The organism is Christiangramia sabulilitoris (assembly GCF_007050985.1).
Classification (GTDB): Bacteria; Bacteroidota; Bacteroidia; order Flavobacteriales; family Flavobacteriaceae; genus Christiangramia; species Christiangramia sabulilitoris.
The window spans coordinates 175,913-192,767 of the sequence record NZ_VHSF01000002.1 but is presented as its reverse complement, the minus strand read 5'-3'; the positions used below and the strand labels follow the sequence as shown (position 1 = coordinate 192,767).

The following is a 16,855-nucleotide window of genomic DNA, read 5'->3' as shown; positions in this document are numbered from 1 at the left end:
CTTTTATTCTTTAATCACTTTAAATGTTTTATCTACCGTTTCTCCTTTAATGCGAACCATATAAAGACCAGAGCTTCGATAATTGATATCAAGTTTAATCACTCTGTTCTCGAATACTTCCATAGATTTCTGGGAGAGTAGGTTACCGGTACTTCCAAATATTTCAACCTTTACCTTGGAATCTGTTCCAGAGACATATACCTGTAGGTAACCTTTTGTAGGATTTGGATAATACGCTACCTCTTCACTTACAAATATTTCCTCGAAATAACTACCCTGACAATCCAGATCTGTGCTTACCGAGATTCGGTTTGAACCACTTTCAAGATCCAGTTGAAATTCAGATTCTGTAGTGACATAGAACTTTTCGTTTAAATTAATATAGTAGGTCTCAGCACCATCCAGTTTGAGAGTGACCTGGTTCCTGGCCTGGTTAACCACAGTACTGGTAGTAAAAGTTTCTGGTTCGGTGATCTGTATTTCGTAGCATCGTTCAAAATCATCCCGGCCCTCTACTTTTATGCAGATATTATAAATGCCAGGCGCCAGATCAAGAAAACTTGCGGAATGACCGTTACCGGTATTCAATTTAATAGGATCTTCCCCATTCATAGAAACGAGGTAGGTATGATCCTGAACTGAAGTACTTATTTCAATTTTTCCATTATTCTCACCATTGCAACTTGAACCAACAGATTTTACGCTAAAAGCATCAGCAGGTAAGGTGAATACAGTACAGCCTTCGAGATTTACGGTATCTCCTAATGGAGTTTCCGGGCAATTATCATCAGAATCTGGTACACCATCCTCGTCTGCATCGGGAAAATTATCGTTAGGGAAAAGCTCCGAAGGCTGGTCTGCATAAATGTGCCATTCTCCGGGTTGCAACGTTAGTGTCGTGGTTGTTTCGCTAATCGTTTTCTTCTTATTATTATTAAAGAGGTCATACCATACACCGGTTTTCTGGAACTCAACCTGGACAGATTTGGAGGTAACTCCAAAATTACCTACTATCAACATATTTGAGATATTACCAGGTGCAGAAGTATTCAGGTGAATAGTTTTAATTCCGTTAGAATTACCCGCATTAATTGTGAAATCATCAGTATCAAAAATAACTTCAGAGTTACGCAGGGCGATCAGTTTAGAATAGGTTTCGTAAAGGTCTTTCCTGTCCGGGTCATTAAAGTAGTCCCAGCGAATCGGTTTATTCCCAATCCTTCCGTTGTAATCTATAGAAAAGTCATAACCTAATTCACCAAATTGCCAGATCATTTTAGGACCCGGTATGGTAAAGAAAAAGGCTGCATCCAGACCCATTCTGTCCAGAGCAGTTCCCAATGTTTTTGTTGAATAACTACCAGACGAGTTTCCGTATTCCAAAGCGCGGAACATAAGTCTTTCTTCATCATGACTTTCCATATAAACCACATTACGGGGTTCTTCCCAGCCACGGTTCTTATAGGAGGCCCATTCAAAATCAGATTTTCTGTTATCATTATAACCCATAGCGGCTTCGCTATACGGACCGTTCAAATTACTCCATAGCATGATACCTTTACCTTCATCAAGGCGGTAATTAGCCCATTCGCTTTCTTCATTATTTCCTCCCAAATGCTCAAAGATCACATAGGAATCATCATCTACGGCCCACTGGAAATCTGCGTATTTTTTAAGAAGTTCCACTCTGTCTGCCTGGTAAGAACCGGTACAACCTTCATCATTGGAAGTGCAATTTTGTGTAAATCCTTTGGTAAGGTCCCATCTGAAACCGTCAAATTTGAATTCTTCGATCCAATACTGGACAATCCTTTTCACGTAATCCTGGGTGCCCTGATATTGATGATTAAAATCATAAAATACCGAATAGGCATGTTTAGCAGACTGGTTGAAAAACGGGTTATCACTGGATGGACTCCCGCCGGTATCTCCATTAGAGGTATTATACATCCTGAAATATGGGTTTTGCCCGGTCGCATGGTTAAACACGATATCGGCTATTACGGCAATCCCACGTTGATGACTTTCATCGATCAGTTTTTTCAGCATTTCGGGGGAACCATAGTATTTGTCTGTAGCCATATGGAATGATGGGTTATATCCCCAGCTCTCATTACCGTCAAATTCGTTAACGGGCATAAGTTCGATCGCATTAACCCCGAGTGTTTCCAGGTAGTCCAGGCGGGCTATTAAAGCCTGGTAAGAATGATCTTCATCAAAATCCCTTAGTAGAAGTTCATAAATAACCAGGTCTTCTTTGGCCGGTTTTTCATATCCGGAATCTCCCCAGTTGTAGGTAGTGGTTTTCGTTTGAAACCAGGTAATGGCATTGGATGTTTTACCGGTAGGGTAGGAGGGGATGCCGGCAAAAGTATTATCATCAATATATTGATCATTCCAGGGATCAATGATCAGGTGAGAATAGGGATCTGCCACTGCTAAGGAATAATCGACTTTATATTGGTAAAGAATATCACTGTTAGCCTGTAATCCTGATAATTCAATCCAGAAGCGTTCTGAAGCCGAATCATAATTCATTAGATAATCATTGGAAATTTCCCAGTTATTAAGCGATCCTATCCAGTGTACTACCTGCTTTCCAGGTGCATGGAAAACAAAAGTGGCCCTTCCGGGATTGGCCGGGTCATAGTTGATCCCGTCCTTAAGACCGGCCGGAACCGGGGCAGCGGGCACATCAGCTTTTGGAGCAGCATAAAATACATTAGACTGGACGTCGTCACCATCGAGAGCCTTTAGCGTAATCTCGCTGTAATCTGAAATAGTTAAAGAATATGAATAGTTAAGTGATGGGGTATTCGTCGAGTTTACTAATGTACCGTCAACATATAGTTCGAAAAGGGCATTTACACTGGATGTGGCAGAAATAGACAAAGTATTCCCGTTTTCTAATAAAGTAAACCCTGAAGTTGGATTATTTATGGTTAGTTCGAATGTCCCTACATCTTCGATAAAATCCTGAGTTTTTTTGTCTCCCGTTCCATCTTTGGCTTTTACAAGAAAGCCAATTCTGGTTATACCGGTTCGACCAAAAAATTCAGAGACTTTAAAGCTGATGCTTAATTTTCCATTTACTTCCTGAAGTTTATGCGCTTCATTAGAATTATCCCAGCTCCCGTTATTCGGAGCATCCTGTTGTACACCTGCATTATTATAGCTCCATGCCCATAAGTAGGCATCATTTACGCCCCATTGGCTAAGATCAATATCTGAAAATGTAAGGGTTACCGTATCATTTTCTCCAAAAGGATGGGGGTTAACCTCTACTGTAGCTGTTTGTATCTGAGCTGTAGCTGTTTGTAGCAGCCCCAACAGGCACAACCAGGGAAAAAGTAATTGATTTTTCATATAATTTTTTTATAAAAAAAGGGGCTATGATTAAATAGCCCCTTTACCTTATGATATTCCCTAATTCTTGGTAAGAGTATAGGTATACATTCTTGGATTACTTAGATCAAGAGTAATAGTATAGTTTCCTGATTCCGGAACTCCAATATTCTGACCATTGAATTCCATGGTGCCATCAGCATCATTATCACCAATGTTAAGATCCCAGGCGTCGTTTGCACGGAATTTAATTCCATTATCTGGTGCTTCCTGCTGAGTAAGATCAAGAGTTAGAGTCCATATCTTGTTATCGGCATCATAGACCATATCTGTATCAGAATCCCATCCTGTAGGAGTGGCATTACCAATTACTCCCCAGTTAGTTTCGGTTAGAGAATAGGTAAGGGCCTCTGTATCTGCTTTCACTAAAAAGTATCCACCAGTTCCATCAGGAGTACCTGCATTCACACCCGGAGATTCTAAAACTTCTGTATATGCACCATCGGCATCACCGGCATCACCCCAGTTACCATCCCAACCTTCATTAGTAGGCAGGAACTTGTAGTTTGGTGTATCTACGTTCATGTAGATAAAACCTTCATAATTCGTCTGGCCATCTGCGGCAGCGGCTAGAGGGATTCCTGCTTCCGGGGTCCAGTCTGCTTCATATCCACTGGCAACAGCAAAGTTACCCGTTACATAGATCTTTGGAAGTTCAGGACCTGTTTCTTCTTCAGCTTCCGGAAGAATAACATTAAGGGACATGGCTTCAGAAACAGCATTTAAACCGTTAGAACCATCAGTTCCTGCATAAGCACGTACTCTAAAGTAGATCTGGCCGGTATTAGGCATTTCAGTTTCAGGATCATTATCCAGTCCTGCTTCCATCGCCAGGCTCATCATTTGTCTAACAGTTACTCCCAGATTATTGTCTCCGGTAGTACCTATAGTAGTAAAAGTTGAGAAATCTGATACTGAAGAACCCTGTAATTCATAGGTTACCGTGGTTGGAGCAGCAAAATCAACTTCATTCCATACAAAACGTTCTGCCAGGTTGTTGGCAGTTTGATTAGTAAGTGTATAAGATTCTGCTGTAGCATTAACAAACATTACCCCATCCGGATCTGGCTGAGCAACGAATACTACATCATCATCCTGCTCACAGGAAGTAAATCCTGCAAAGGTGATTATCATTAATAAGAAAATTGAAAGCTTTTTCATTTTTAATCTATTGTTATATTAATATCCTGGATTTTGTACTAAATTGGTATTCACACCTAGGTCTGAAGCCGGTATTGGCATTAGATCCCTGAATGATTCTGTGGTTGCACCCTGAGGTACCCCACCTTTGAACGGCCATATTCCACCGTCAGAAAATTGTCCGAATCTTATAAGATCTGTTCTTCGGTGAGCTTCCCAGTATAATTCTCTGGCTCTCTCATTGATGATAAAATCTAAAGTAAGATCTCCGGAAGATATATTGTTACTGGTATCTCCAAATGCTCGTTCTCTTAGTTCGTTTACATAGCTAACTGCATCGGCCTGGCTTCCGCCGCCACCTCTTAATACAGCTTCAGCATACATAAGATATGCATCTGCTAAACGGAACATAGGAAAATCTGTATCAGGGAAATCTCCGGTAGGATCTGACCCTGCGTTACCGTTTACATCAACATTCTTGAATTTGGTTACGGCATAACCATCTGTAAAACTGGATATATCGTTTATCTCTTTAGTCTGGCCATCAGTAAAGAATAAAGCTCTGTCATCTTCAACCTCTTCAATAGGATCATCATTATCGTCTAAAAATTTATTAACTAGTGCAGAAGTAGTTCGCAATCCTGCCCAACCACCATTAATACCAAAATCATCAGGATCCATATCACCCCCTACAGCAGCATGAATTATAAAGGTCATACCACCGTAAGCCTGTGTGTTAAGGCCGTCAAAAGTTATTGGGAAAATGATCTCATCCTGTGCACCATTTGTATCATTATCTGCAAGGAATAGTTTCTGGTAATCTTCTACCAGCCCGTAGTTTGAATTGATCACTTTTTCTGTATAAGTAACAACTTCATTATATCGTGAGGTACCGCTATACTTTTCTGCGTTCAGGTAAAGTTTAGACAATAACATCCATAGCGCTCCCTGGTCTGCACGCCCATATTCGTTACTACGGGGTGCTTTTAGTTCGCTTTCTACAGCCAGTAATTCACTTTCGATATAGCTGAATAATTCCGGGCTGTTGATCTGTCTTGGAAGGAAAGCTCCAACCGCATCTTCTTCGGTCACAAACGGAGGATTTCCAAAAAGGTCAAGGGCATGCCAGTAGCTTAGTGCTCTAAGGAACCTGGCTTCAGCTCTGAATACTGCGATCTCAGACTGAAGACTTGCATCCACTCCACGGGAATCAAGTTTCTCTGGAGTCGTCTGTCTCAAAAATTCATTAGACTGAGCAATCTGGTACATGATCCTGGAATACATGGTTCTGATAAATTCATTACCAGAAGTCCAGTTTTGAGAATGAAGATCTTTAATAGTACCGTCATTCCATCCAATAACCGCTTCATCTGTAGTTAATTCCTGCATCTTCCAGTATAATCTCATGTATTGAGAGAAACCTTCGTCCAGACCTGAAAGATCCGGGTCACCTGCAGGACCGTCCTGCCCGCTAATTGCAAAACCGGCATACAGCTTGGCAAGGAACTGCTTATAAGCTTCAGGGTCATCAAAAGCTGAAGCAGCTGTCTCCCGATTATCTTCTGGTTGAAGATCTAATTCACTCTCGCAGGACCAGAAAAGGGTCAGGCTGAAGAAAACCAGGAAAATTGATTTTATCTTATTAAACATAGTCTTATAATTTTTCTATTTGTTATTAAAATGAAAGGTTAAACCCTAAAACAAATCTTCTTGATCTCGGGTAGAAGTTATTGTCTATTCCTCCAAATACTTCGGGATCTAAACCTTCGTAATCTGTAATTGTTAGGACATTCGTTGCCGTAAGAGAGGCTCTGAAGTCTACTTTCTCTCCCGGTACCGTGTACCCGATACTAACGTTGTCTAATTTAACGAAATCTGCTGCATTTAAATAATAATCTGAGAAGAATTGACTGTTCTCAAATCCTGTTTCCAGAACATTTGCGTTTAAGTTAGAATAGTAGTCTGAAGGAGTATTTGTTCCTGCCTCTACAAATCCATTTGCAGATTGAGTATTGTTATAAATATAGTTTCCAAAACTTCCTCTGAAGGTGAAGCTAAAATCCAGGTTCTTATAGTTCATGGAATTGGTAAGACCCATAAAGTAATCTGGAGTGGCCTTTTTATAAGGCTGCCTGTCACTTTCTGTGATTTGATTATCACCGTTCACATCTACATAAGCACCTTCTATTGGCTGCCCCTGTTCGTTGTATACCTGTCTGAACACAAAGAAAGTAGTTGGGTCATAATCTTCTTTCCAGATCTGGATTGTGTTTCCAACTCCTCCACTAATTCCTCCCTGAGGGATGAAAAAGTTTGGATCATCTCCAAGAGTTAATTTAGTGATTTCCCTATCCTGGAAAGTGATATTGTAATTAAGGGTCCAGTTGAAATCATTAGATCTTGCGATATCGCCGCTTAACCCTACTTCAATACCTCTACTTACCGTAGTACCAACATTGGTTAGTAATTGATCTGAAAGGTTAGCTCCGGCAGGAACAGGAACCGTAGCAATAAGATCTTCGGTTTCTCTGTAGTAAGCATCCACAGATCCGCTTAGTCTGTTGCTGAAAAATCCGAAATCTATACCTGCATTATAGTTAATAAGGCTTTCCCACTTAAGGTTTTCATCATATTCTTCTGGTCTGATGGTTGGAACGAAAGTTGAACCAAACTGGTATCTCGCACCACCCTGACTTGGAGTATATAATCCAAGGTATCCATAATTTCTTCCTATTTCGTAATTTCCGGTCTCACCGTAACCACCACGAAGTTTAAGCTCTGAAATGAATTTTGACTCTGCCAGGAAATCTTCATTATGCAATTTCCAACCTATAGAAGCAGCCGGGAAATAACCCCACCTGTTTTGCGGTGCCACTCTCGAAGAACCATCGGCACGAATACTTCCTGAAATAAGGTATTTGTCATTAATGTCAAAACTCGCACGGGCGAAATAAGATTCAAGAGAGTTTCTGTTTATATCCTCCGGAAAATCAAATACCTGATCCTGTTCTGTTCCAATTACATCAGAATATGAATAGAATTCCTGGTAAGAGTGACCGGCGGTAACATCTACTTCTGTTCCGCTTAAAACATCAAATTCTTTCTTATAATTTAAATAAGCATCCAGAAGCAGGTTACGGTTGATATTCTCGTAATTGCTGAACTGATTGATATTTGAAATGTTAGCTGCAGAAGTAAGTGGGCGGAAAGTACCACCTCTTGCTTCGGCATAATCAAAACCTGCATTCACTACTGCTTTAAGTTCCGGTAACCAGTGGAACTTGTATTCAGCATTTAAATTAGTGATAGATCGCCTGGTCTGGTTATCATCTTCGTAAAGATCCAGCAGAGCAACAGGGTTTCTTGTAGCAAGATTTTGCTGGGTGATCTCTCCTCCAGACATTCTGGTAAACTCAAAATATCCTCCAAACGGGCTGGTAGGATCAAGCACCGGTTGTGTAGGATCAAAAGCAACGGCAGCGCCAATTGCTCCCTGATCTGCAAATTTGTTTTTATCTAAACTGTTTTTAGATGTTAAGGATAATTTTAAATGATTATCAAAAAGATCCTGGTTAAGGGCAACATTAAAGGCATTTCTTTCATAATAATCACCTTCCAGTACTCCGGTCTCTGCAGTATGGTTAAAGTTTAAGCGATAGTAGAAATTTCCGACTCCCTGGGTAGCTGTAAAGTTGTGAATAGCCCCAACAGAAGTACCATATATTTGGTCCTGCCAGTCTGTATTGGCTTCACCAAGTAATGAAGGGTCTGTTCCGGGAGTATTCTGGATAAGGTTTCTGAATTCATCTGCATCCAGCACATCCACCTTATCGATAATGTTTCCTACAGAGGCCTTTACATCATAAGTAAATTGAAATGGCGAATCTTTTTTACCTTTTCTGGTAGTAATAAGAATTACCCCATTCGATGCTCTGGAACCATAAATTGAGGTTGCAGCAGCATCTTTTAAAATAGTAAAATCTTCAATTTCATTCGGGTTAATGGAGTTCAAGGCATTTCTTGAACCGGCAACACCTCTTTGATCCAGGGGCACACCATCAACCACGATAAGAGGATCATTGGATGCGCTAAGCGAGGCTCCACCACGAATACGGATGGTTCCTCCCTGTCCGGGCGCTCCTCCACCAGGAGTGATTTGTACCCCGGCAGACTTTCCTGCGATAAGTTGTTCCGGAGCTACCACAGCTCCCTGGTTAAATTCACTGGCCGATATTTTCTCTACAGCACCAGTGGCATCCTGCTCTGAGGTGGCACCATAACCTATTAATACCACTTCGTCCAATGCTGCAGCATCTTCATCGAGTACTACATCTATTGTACTTTGTCCCTGAAATGGAATCTCCCGGGTTACGAAACCCAGGTAGGAGAATACTAAAATATCCTCTCCGGCTACGTTCGTTATGGTATAATTACCATCAAAATCTGTTACTGTACCATTCGTGGTACCCTTAACAATTACATTTACTCCCGGTATGGGCAAACCTGTAGCGCTTTCGCTCACGGTACCGCTCACGGTGTTTTGGGCAAAAAAGCTCATTGGCAGCATAAACAGCAAAAACAATGTGCTTTTAATTAAAGTTCTCATAAATTTCTATTGGTTTTGACTAAAAATTAACCTTATACTTTTACTTCCTGAGGTTAAATGTATGTAAAATCTCCTCTAATAATGAGGGATTTAATCATTGCGAAACTACGAAAACGTTTTCGTGTTGAAAACTTTTTTAACTTGAGGGATTAATAGTGTAAATATGGTAAATTTGGATTATCAAAAATAAGAGCACGCCCTAATTGAGAATATCACAACCCCATGAAGCCAAAACTTACTCTTAAGAAAATTGCGAAAGAATTAGACGTTTCGATTTCTACAGTGTCAAAAGCTCTGCGTGACAGCCCCGAAATTGGCGAGGAAACCCGTGAGAAGATCAAGGCATTTGCTAAACATTATAACTACAAGCCCAATAATATAGCTCTAAGTTTAAAAAACAGAAAGACCAAGACAATAGGCATCATTATTCCTGAAATCGTCCATCACTTTTTTACTACGGTTATTAGCGGAGTAGAGAAGGTTGCCAATGAAATGGGTTATAACGTTTTGGTTTGCCTGTCTGACAATTCTTTTGATAAGGAAGTTCTAAACATGGAGATGCTTGCTAACGGGAGTACAGATGGTTTCATTCTTTCTTTAGCTAAAGAAACAATGCAGAAAGGGGATTACCACCACTTGCAGGAAGCTATTAACCAGGGAATGCCTTTGGTGTTATTTGACCGGGTCGTAGACAGTATTGCCTGTGATAAGGTAATTATTGATGATGTTGCAGGAGCAAAAAAAGCGGTGCAGCACTTGCTGGATGTTGGCTGCAGGAGAATCGCCATGATTTCTACGGTAGATTATGTGAGCGTAGGAAAACTTAGAACCAAAGGCTATAAGGAAGCCCTGGAAGAAAATGATATTGAGTTCGATGAAAATCTTATACTTAAGATCGAGGAGATGGAAGATTCTGAGAAAGAAATTGAGGAATTCTTAAGCAATTGTGAGGTGGATGGCGTTTTCGCTGTGAATGAGCATTTTGCGATTTCGGCCGTAAAAACCCTTCAGGAGAGTGGAAAGAAAGTACCACAAGATGTATCTGTGATTGGTTTTACCGATGGAGAACTATCCAAAAGGTTTATCCCGGGTCTTACTACCGTGAGTCAGCATGGAATGCGCATAGGTGAGGAGTCTGCGCGTTTGTTGATTGAAAAACTGGAAAGAACTCCAACTGAAGAGGATTATTATAAAACGATCATTGTCGAGACCGGTCTGGTAGTACGTGATTCAACAAAATCAAAGAAATAGACCTGACGTTTTAAAAATTATATATATTTGTCCCTGTTGAAATTTATCAGAACTTATACTTTTACTTCCTACCTAATTTAAGTTTTGATAAGTCTTAGTGCTTATCGTAGAAACATTTAAATCACGATATGCAAAAACCCCGTTTAAAGTTTTGGGATATCTGGAACATGAGTTTCGGATTCCTTGGAATTCAATTTGGATTTGCGCTCCAGGGCTCTACAATGTCCCGTATTTTCGAAACTTTAGGAGCCGAAAAGGATAATATTCCGCTTTTATGGATCGCCGCACCTCTGGCAGGTTTGATCGTTCAGCCAATTATTGGTTATTTGAGTGATAACACCTGGCATAAAACCCTGGGCAGAAGACGACCCTTTTTTCTTTTAGGAGCTATTTTAAGTTCTATTGCCCTGGTCCTGATGCCTTATTCTTCGGCAATATGGATGGCCGCAGGATTGCTCTTAGTTCTTGATGCTTCCATCAACATTTCAATGGAGCCATTTAGAGCTTTAGTTGCAGATAAGCTGCCAGATTCACAAAGGAGTTATGGTTTCGTCATTCAAACCCTAATTATCGGGATTGGAACGTGGGTAGCGAGTAACCTGCCTAAATTCATGAATAATGTCCTGGATATAAGCAATGAGGCTCCCCCGGGAGTTGTGCCAGAATCGGTTAAGGTTGCATTTATCGTTGGGGCAGTGGTTTTCCTTGGCTCTATTCTTATTACCATTTTTACGACCAAGGAATATTCTCCCGAAGAGATGAAGGCTTTCAATGGTAATGCGGTAGAAGAGGAGGATAAAGGTATGATTAAAACCATCCTGGGAACTTATGCTCTTATGCCCAGGATTATGAAAAAACTGGGAGTAGTTCAGTTTTTTTCCTGGTTTGCATTTTTTGCAATGTGGACTCTGGCCAATCCGGCTTTGACCAGTCACATTTATAATGCCCCCAAGCCTCAGATCGAGGAATTTGCAAAAGTGGATGAAAACGGGGATATTCAGTATGATGCAGATCGCGTTATCTTATTTAACAGCGATCAGGCTCAAACAGAGTATGAAGCCAGGGATAAAAGATATAATGAAGCAAGTGATGATGTAGGTTCAAAAATGGGTATCTATGGATTATCATCGATGGTATTCGCACTTTTACTTACCTTTTATACCTCGAAATTTTCTATTAACCGAAGGCTTGTGCACATGGTGAGTTTAATCCTGGGAGGATTAGGTTTCTTGTTGATGCTATTTATTCCGGGTGATCCTGAAATGTTGTATGTGAGTTTTGCCCTGATAGGTTTTGCCTGGGGAAGTATTCTGTCCATGCCTTATGCCATGCTTTCCAGCTCGGTAGATTCCGCTAAAATGGGATTGATGATGGGAGTTTTCAATATGTTTATTGTGATCCCTCAAATCATAGCAGCTCTTGGCGGTGTTGTGTTTTTGCAACAGCTTATAGGAGAGGAATCTATACATGCGATGACCGTCGCCGGCGTTTTTCTTTTGCTGGCAGCGTTCTCGAACTTATTAATTACAGATAAAAAAGCGATCAAATATGAGCCAGTCTAGGCCAAATAGAAATAATAAAGCATTCATTTTCGACCTGGATGGGGTAATAGTGGATACTGCGAAATTCCATTTTTTAGCCTGGAGAAAACTGGCGAACGATCTGGGTTTTGATTTTACCGAAGAACAGAATGAACAATTGAAAGGTGTTAGCAGGGTAGAATCTTTAAAACGTATCCTCAACTGGGGGAATTTGGAGCTTGAGGAAGATGAGTTCCAGCGGCAGATGGCCATGAAAAATGAAAATTACCTATCTTATGTTGATAAAATGGATTCTAAAGAGATCCTTCCGGGAGTTCAGAAAATTTTAAAATATCTTAGAGAGCATAAGATCCCGTTCGCCCTGGGTTCAGCAAGTAAGAACGCCCGGCCCATCCTAAAAAAGATCGACCTGTACGAAAAATTTGATGCGATCGTGGATGGTACAGATGTAAAAAAAGCCAAGCCAGATCCGGAAGTATTCCTTATCGCGGCAGAAAAATTAGAGACCAACCCGCAGAATTGTGTGGTATTTGAAGATTCGGTAGCCGGAATACAGGCTGCCAATATCGGCAAAATGACAAGTATTGGAATTGGAGAAAAGACTGTTCTGGAAGAGGCAGACTATGTATTTTCTGATTTTACTGAGATTACAATCGAATTTATTGAAAACTTATTGAGAAACGAAAACTAATGAACCAGGATTATATTAAAGCAGACGCATGGTCTATCATTGAAGAAGAGTTTGATCCCGGAAGGGTAAAATCTTCTGAAAGTCTTTTCAGTATTGGTAACGGCGCCATGGGCCAGAGAGCAAATTTTGAAGAACGTTTTTCCGGACCAAGCTTCCAGGGAAGTTATATAGGAGGAGTTTTCTATCCAGATAAGACTAAAGTTGGCTGGTGGAAAAATGGATACCCGGAGTATTTTGCCAAGGTATTAAACGCCCCAAACTGGATAGGGATCAATGTCTTTGTGAATAATGAGGCTTTGGATCTTCATACCTGTAAAGAGGTTAAGAACTTTCGCCGGGAATTGAATATGAAAGAAGGTTTCCTGTCCAGGTCTTTTGAAGCTGTTCTTCCCAATGGAGTAGAAATTCAGGTTAAATCACTTCGTTTTCTTTCAATAGTAAATGACGAACTTGGAGCAATCAAATACGAGGTAACCCCTTTAAATTCTGATGCTGTTATTCAATTTGAACCTTACCTGGATGGAAGTATTACGAATACCGATGCCAACTGGGAAGAAAGGTTCTGGAAAACCCTGGAAGTAACCACAGATAAGGATAAAGGTTTTATTGTTTCCAAAACCTTGAAAACAGAATTTCATGTTGGTACTTATATGAAATCTGAAATTTTCCAGAACGGGGATAGAATTGAATTGTCCCCAGAGATAAATACCGGTGATGATACGGTTTCTTTTACCTACACCATAAAAGCGAATAAAGGTGAGTCGGCTGGAATTATAAAGTATGCCGGGTATGTTACAGATATGAATCATAAAAGGGCAGACCTCGTACAGGCGGCCACTATGGTTTTGAAAAAGGCAGAGGAACAGGGCTTTGATAATCTAAGGAAGGCTCAGAAAGAAGCCTGGGCATCCATTTGGGAAATGGCAGATATAACCATTGCCGGCGATGTTAAGGCTCAACAGGGAATCCGCTTTAATATTTTTCAGTTAAATCAGACTTACCTTGGTAAAGATGAAAGACTGAATATTGGCCCGAAAGGGTTTACCGGTGAGAAATATGGAGGTAGTACTTATTGGGATACAGAGGCTTACTGCATTCCTTTCTATATGGCTACCAAAGATCAAAAAGTGGCCAGGAAATTACTTTCCTACCGTTATAACCACCTGGAGAAGGCTAAGGAAAATGCAGAAAAATTAGGTTTCACCAATGGAGCTGCATTGTACCCCATGGTAACCATGAACGGTGAAGAAAGTCATAACGAATGGGAAATAACTTTTGAGGAAATCCATAGAAATGGTGCCATGGTCTTTGCTATTTATAATTATGTGCGCTTTACAGGTGACTTCAGTTATATTCCTGAAAAAGGGCTTGAAGTTATGATCGCAATAGCCAGGTTCTGGCATCAAAGGGCAAACTATAGTAAACACAAGGATAAATATGTTATCCTGGGAGTTACCGGTCCCAATGAATACGAGAACAATGTTAATAATAACTGGTATACCAACTATATAGCGAAATGGTGCATTGAATACTGCCTGGAGATGCTGGATAAGGTAAAAGATAGTTATGAGGAAGATTACCTGAGAGTAATGGGATTAACATCGGTAAGCGATGATGAACTGGCTCAATGGAAGAAGGTAGCAGATAATATGTATTTCCCATATTCAGAGGAACACGGAGTATACCTGCAACAGGATGGCTTTCTTGATAAAGAGATTATTCCGGTTTCTGAACTTGGAAAAACCCAGCGACCAATCAATCAAAAATGGAGTTGGGACAGGATTCTGAGATCATGCTATATAAAACAGGCAGATGTGTTACAGGGGTTCTATTTCTTTGCAGATCACTTCAGCAAAGAGGATCTAAAGAAACATTTTGATTATTATGAACCTCTAACTGTTCACGAATCATCATTATCCCCCTGTGTTCATAGTATACAGGCAGCGTTATTGGGTAGAATGGAACAGGCTTATGAGTTTTATGTACGCACCTCACGTCTGGATCTGGACGATTATAATAAGGAGGTTGAAGAGGGCTGCCATATCACCAGTATGGCGGGTACCTGGATGAGCATTGTTGAAGGTTTTGGAGGAATGAGGGTAGAAGACGATAAATTATCCTTCAAACCTCAGATCCCGGAACAATGGGATGCTTATTCATTCAAGATAAATTTTAGAGACCGTATAATAAAGGTTCACGTTTCTGAAGAACAGACCAGATTCTCTTTGGAAGGACAGGAGTCTCTTGAAATATTGGTAAATGGTAAAACTTTGAAAATTACCCCAGACTCAACTGTAACCGCTTAATATATCAGGGGGCTTTCTGAATATCCAGGAAGCCCTTTTCTAATTTGCTTAAAATGAAAAACTTTCTCCTTCTATTCATCTTCTTGAACAGTATGAATACTTTCTCCCAAATAGAACGAGTGGAACCACCAAACTGGTGGGTTGGATTACAGGAATCTGAGCTTCAGATTATGGTTTATGGAGATAATATTGGAAAAGCTACTCCAGAGCTTGACTACAATGGTGTGGAAATTGAAAACTTTACACCGGCAGATAATTTAAATTATCTGTTCATCGATCTCAATATTTCTGAAAATGCGAACCCGGGAAGTTTCGCTCTGAAATTTAAAATGCCCGATGGTAAGGAATATTCCTATCAGTACGAATTAAAAGCCCGTGAAAAGAAGGGGGAAGAATTTATTGGATTTGATAATACCGATGCCATCTACCTTATTACTCCAGATCGTTTTGTCAATGGAGATCCTTCAAATGACATCGATGAATCCCTTAATGAGAAAACTATTAACCGGGATGATGATTATGCGCGGCATGGTGGAGACATTAAAGGGATCATAGATCATCTGGATTATATTGAAGACATGGGTTTTACGGCTATATGGTCCTCTCCTTTATTGATCAATGATATGAAATCTGCTTCTTATCACGGTTATGCCATGACAGATTTCTATAAGGTAGATCCGCGCTTTGGCAGCCTGGAAGAATATAAGGAGCTGGCTGAAAAAGCAAAGGAAAGAGGCATCAAGATCGTTATGGACCAGGTGGCAAATCATATTGGCATTGAACACTGGTGGATGAAAGATCTGCCTTTTGATGACTGGATAAACTTTCAGGAAAGGTATGAGAATGAGGAAGAAGTGATCTATTCAAGTCATCGCAGAACTACTAACCAGGATATATATGCTTCCGAAGCCGATAAGAAACAAATGAATGACGGATGGTTTGTGGATTCCATGCCAGATCTGAATCAGAAAAACCCGTTTCTGGCCAAATACCTTATTCAGAACAGTATCTGGTGGGTGGAAACCTTAGGTTTAGGCGGAATTCGCCAGGACACTTATCCTTATCCCGATAAGGATTTTATGAGCGACTGGGCCGGAAGAATTATGAAGGAGTACCCAAATTTCAATATTGTGGGAGAAGAGTGGAGCAATAATCCTTTGCTTATTAGATACTGGCAGGATGGAGTGGACAATGGGTATGATTCTAATTTAAAATCTACTATGGATTTTGCCATGCAAACAAATGTTGTCCAGGGATTAAATGAGGATGAGAACTGGGATACGGGACTAATAAAGATTTATGATGGGCTGGCAAATGATTTTGCTTATGCTTCGCCGGAAGATATTATGATCTTTCCAGATAATCATGATATGAGCAGGATCTATACCCAGCTTAAAGAAGATATTCCAAATACTAAGATGGCCCTGAGTTATATGTCTGTCCTGCCTAGAATTCTTCAAATTTATTACGGGACTGAAATTTTAATGAACGACTCTGCAAAGCCTGGAGATCATGGATTAATTCGTACAGATTTTCCGGGTGGGTGGACAGGAAGTAAAAAAAATGCTTTTACCGGGGCTGGTCTCACAGCAGCAGAAAAAGACATGCAAAGCTTTGTGAAGAATTTATTGAATTTCAGAAAGAACAGTACGGCGATCCATAGTGGCAGGACCACACATTTTGCTCCTCAGGATGGAATCTATGTTATTTCCAGAATAGCGGGTGATGAGACCGTAGTTCTAATTTTGAATAAAAATAAAAAAATGGTGAGCCTTGATCTTAACAGGTTCAAGGAGCTTGGTCTGGATGGCTCAACCCTAAGGAATGTTATTACCGGTGAGAAAATTCAGTGGGATGGTATGATAGAACTATCTTCAAGGGGACCTTACCTTTTCACTTCTAAATTGGATTAATA

At 40.4% G+C, this 16,855-nt stretch carries 9 protein-coding genes; 5 read left to right on the top strand and 4 right to left on the bottom strand.

Annotated features, from left to right (window positions below):
- Positions 1-3 precede the first annotated feature (3 nt).
- Genes FGM01_RS07310 through FGM01_RS07295 form a run of 4 tightly spaced genes read right to left on the bottom strand, consistent with a single transcriptional unit; the run spans position 4 to position 9,151 of the window.
- On the bottom strand, positions 4-3,366 hold the full coding sequence (locus tag FGM01_RS07310) for an alpha-amylase family glycosyl hydrolase (protein ID WP_143410503.1): 3,363 nt from the start codon (positions 3,364-3,366) through the stop codon (positions 4-6).
- 60 nt (positions 3,367-3,426) lie between these two features.
- The gene (locus FGM01_RS07305) at positions 3,427-4,539 is read right to left on the bottom strand and encodes a SusE domain-containing protein (RefSeq protein ID WP_208012718.1); all 1,113 of its coding nucleotides are present in this window, start codon (positions 4,537-4,539) and stop codon (positions 3,427-3,429) included.
- A 45-nt stretch (positions 4,540-4,584) separates the two neighbouring features.
- Entirely contained in the window at positions 4,585-6,195 is a 1,611-nt protein-coding gene (locus tag FGM01_RS07300) for a RagB/SusD family nutrient uptake outer membrane protein (protein WP_143410501.1), read from the bottom strand.
- Between the two features lie 25 nt (positions 6,196-6,220).
- A complete protein-coding gene (locus FGM01_RS07295) occupies positions 6,221-9,151 on the bottom strand; it encodes a SusC/RagA family TonB-linked outer membrane protein (protein ID WP_143410500.1) in 2,931 nt (976 codons plus the stop codon).
- 222 nt (positions 9,152-9,373) lie between these two features.
- On the opposite strand from FGM01_RS07295, the gene FGM01_RS07290 reads away from it, so the two are divergent.
- The 5 genes from FGM01_RS07290 (at position 9,374) to FGM01_RS07270 (ending at position 16,853) form a co-directional block, all read left to right on the top strand.
- The gene (locus tag FGM01_RS07290) at positions 9,374-10,402 is read left to right on the top strand and encodes a LacI family DNA-binding transcriptional regulator (protein WP_143410499.1); all 1,029 of its coding nucleotides are present in this window, start codon (positions 9,374-9,376) and stop codon (positions 10,400-10,402) included.
- Between the two features lie 128 nt (positions 10,403-10,530).
- Complete coding sequence (locus tag FGM01_RS07285) at positions 10,531-11,964, top strand: MFS transporter (RefSeq protein ID WP_143410498.1); 1,434 nt, start codon at positions 10,531-10,533, stop codon at positions 11,962-11,964.
- Entirely contained in the window at positions 11,951-12,634 is a 684-nt protein-coding gene (pgmB, locus tag FGM01_RS07280) for a beta-phosphoglucomutase (RefSeq protein WP_143410497.1), read from the top strand. The genes FGM01_RS07285 and pgmB overlap by 14 nt, the downstream gene beginning before the upstream one ends.
- Entirely contained in the window at positions 12,634-14,940 is a 2,307-nt protein-coding gene (locus tag FGM01_RS07275; RefSeq protein WP_143410496.1) for a glycoside hydrolase family 65 protein, read from the top strand. Before pgmB ends, FGM01_RS07275 begins: the two co-directional genes overlap by 1 nt.
- Positions 14,941-14,993: 53 nt before the next feature.
- A complete protein-coding gene (locus FGM01_RS07270; protein ID WP_143410495.1) occupies positions 14,994-16,853 on the top strand; it encodes a glycoside hydrolase family 13 protein in 1,860 nt (619 codons plus the stop codon).
- The last annotated feature ends 2 nt before the right edge of the window (positions 16,854-16,855 follow it).

What these genes read in the sequence shown, in the direction of transcription:
- pgmB (WP_143410497.1), top strand. Translation starts at nt 11,951, where the DNA reads ATGAGCCAGTCTAGGCCAAATAGAAATAATAAAGCATTCATTTTCGAC.
- FGM01_RS07275 (WP_143410496.1), top strand. Translation starts at nt 12,634, where the DNA reads ATGAACCAGGATTATATTAAAGCAGACGCATGGTCTATCATTGAAGAA.
- FGM01_RS07300 (WP_143410501.1), bottom strand. Translation starts at nt 6,195, where the DNA reads ATGTTTAATAAGATAAAATCAATTTTCCTGGTTTTCTTCAGCCTGACC.
- FGM01_RS07305 (WP_208012718.1), bottom strand. Translation starts at nt 4,539, where the DNA reads ATGATAATCACCTTTGCAGGATTTACTTCCTGTGAGCAGGATGATGAT.
- FGM01_RS07295 (WP_143410500.1), bottom strand. Translation starts at nt 9,151, where the DNA reads ATGAGAACTTTAATTAAAAGCACATTGTTTTTGCTGTTTATGCTGCCA.
- FGM01_RS07270 (WP_143410495.1), top strand. Translation starts at nt 14,994, where the DNA reads ATGAAAAACTTTCTCCTTCTATTCATCTTCTTGAACAGTATGAATACT.
- FGM01_RS07310 (WP_143410503.1), bottom strand. Translation starts at nt 3,366, where the DNA reads ATGAAAAATCAATTACTTTTTCCCTGGTTGTGCCTGTTGGGGCTGCTA.
- FGM01_RS07290 (WP_143410499.1), top strand. Translation starts at nt 9,374, where the DNA reads ATGAAGCCAAAACTTACTCTTAAGAAAATTGCGAAAGAATTAGACGTT.
- FGM01_RS07285 (WP_143410498.1), top strand. Translation starts at nt 10,531, where the DNA reads ATGCAAAAACCCCGTTTAAAGTTTTGGGATATCTGGAACATGAGTTTC.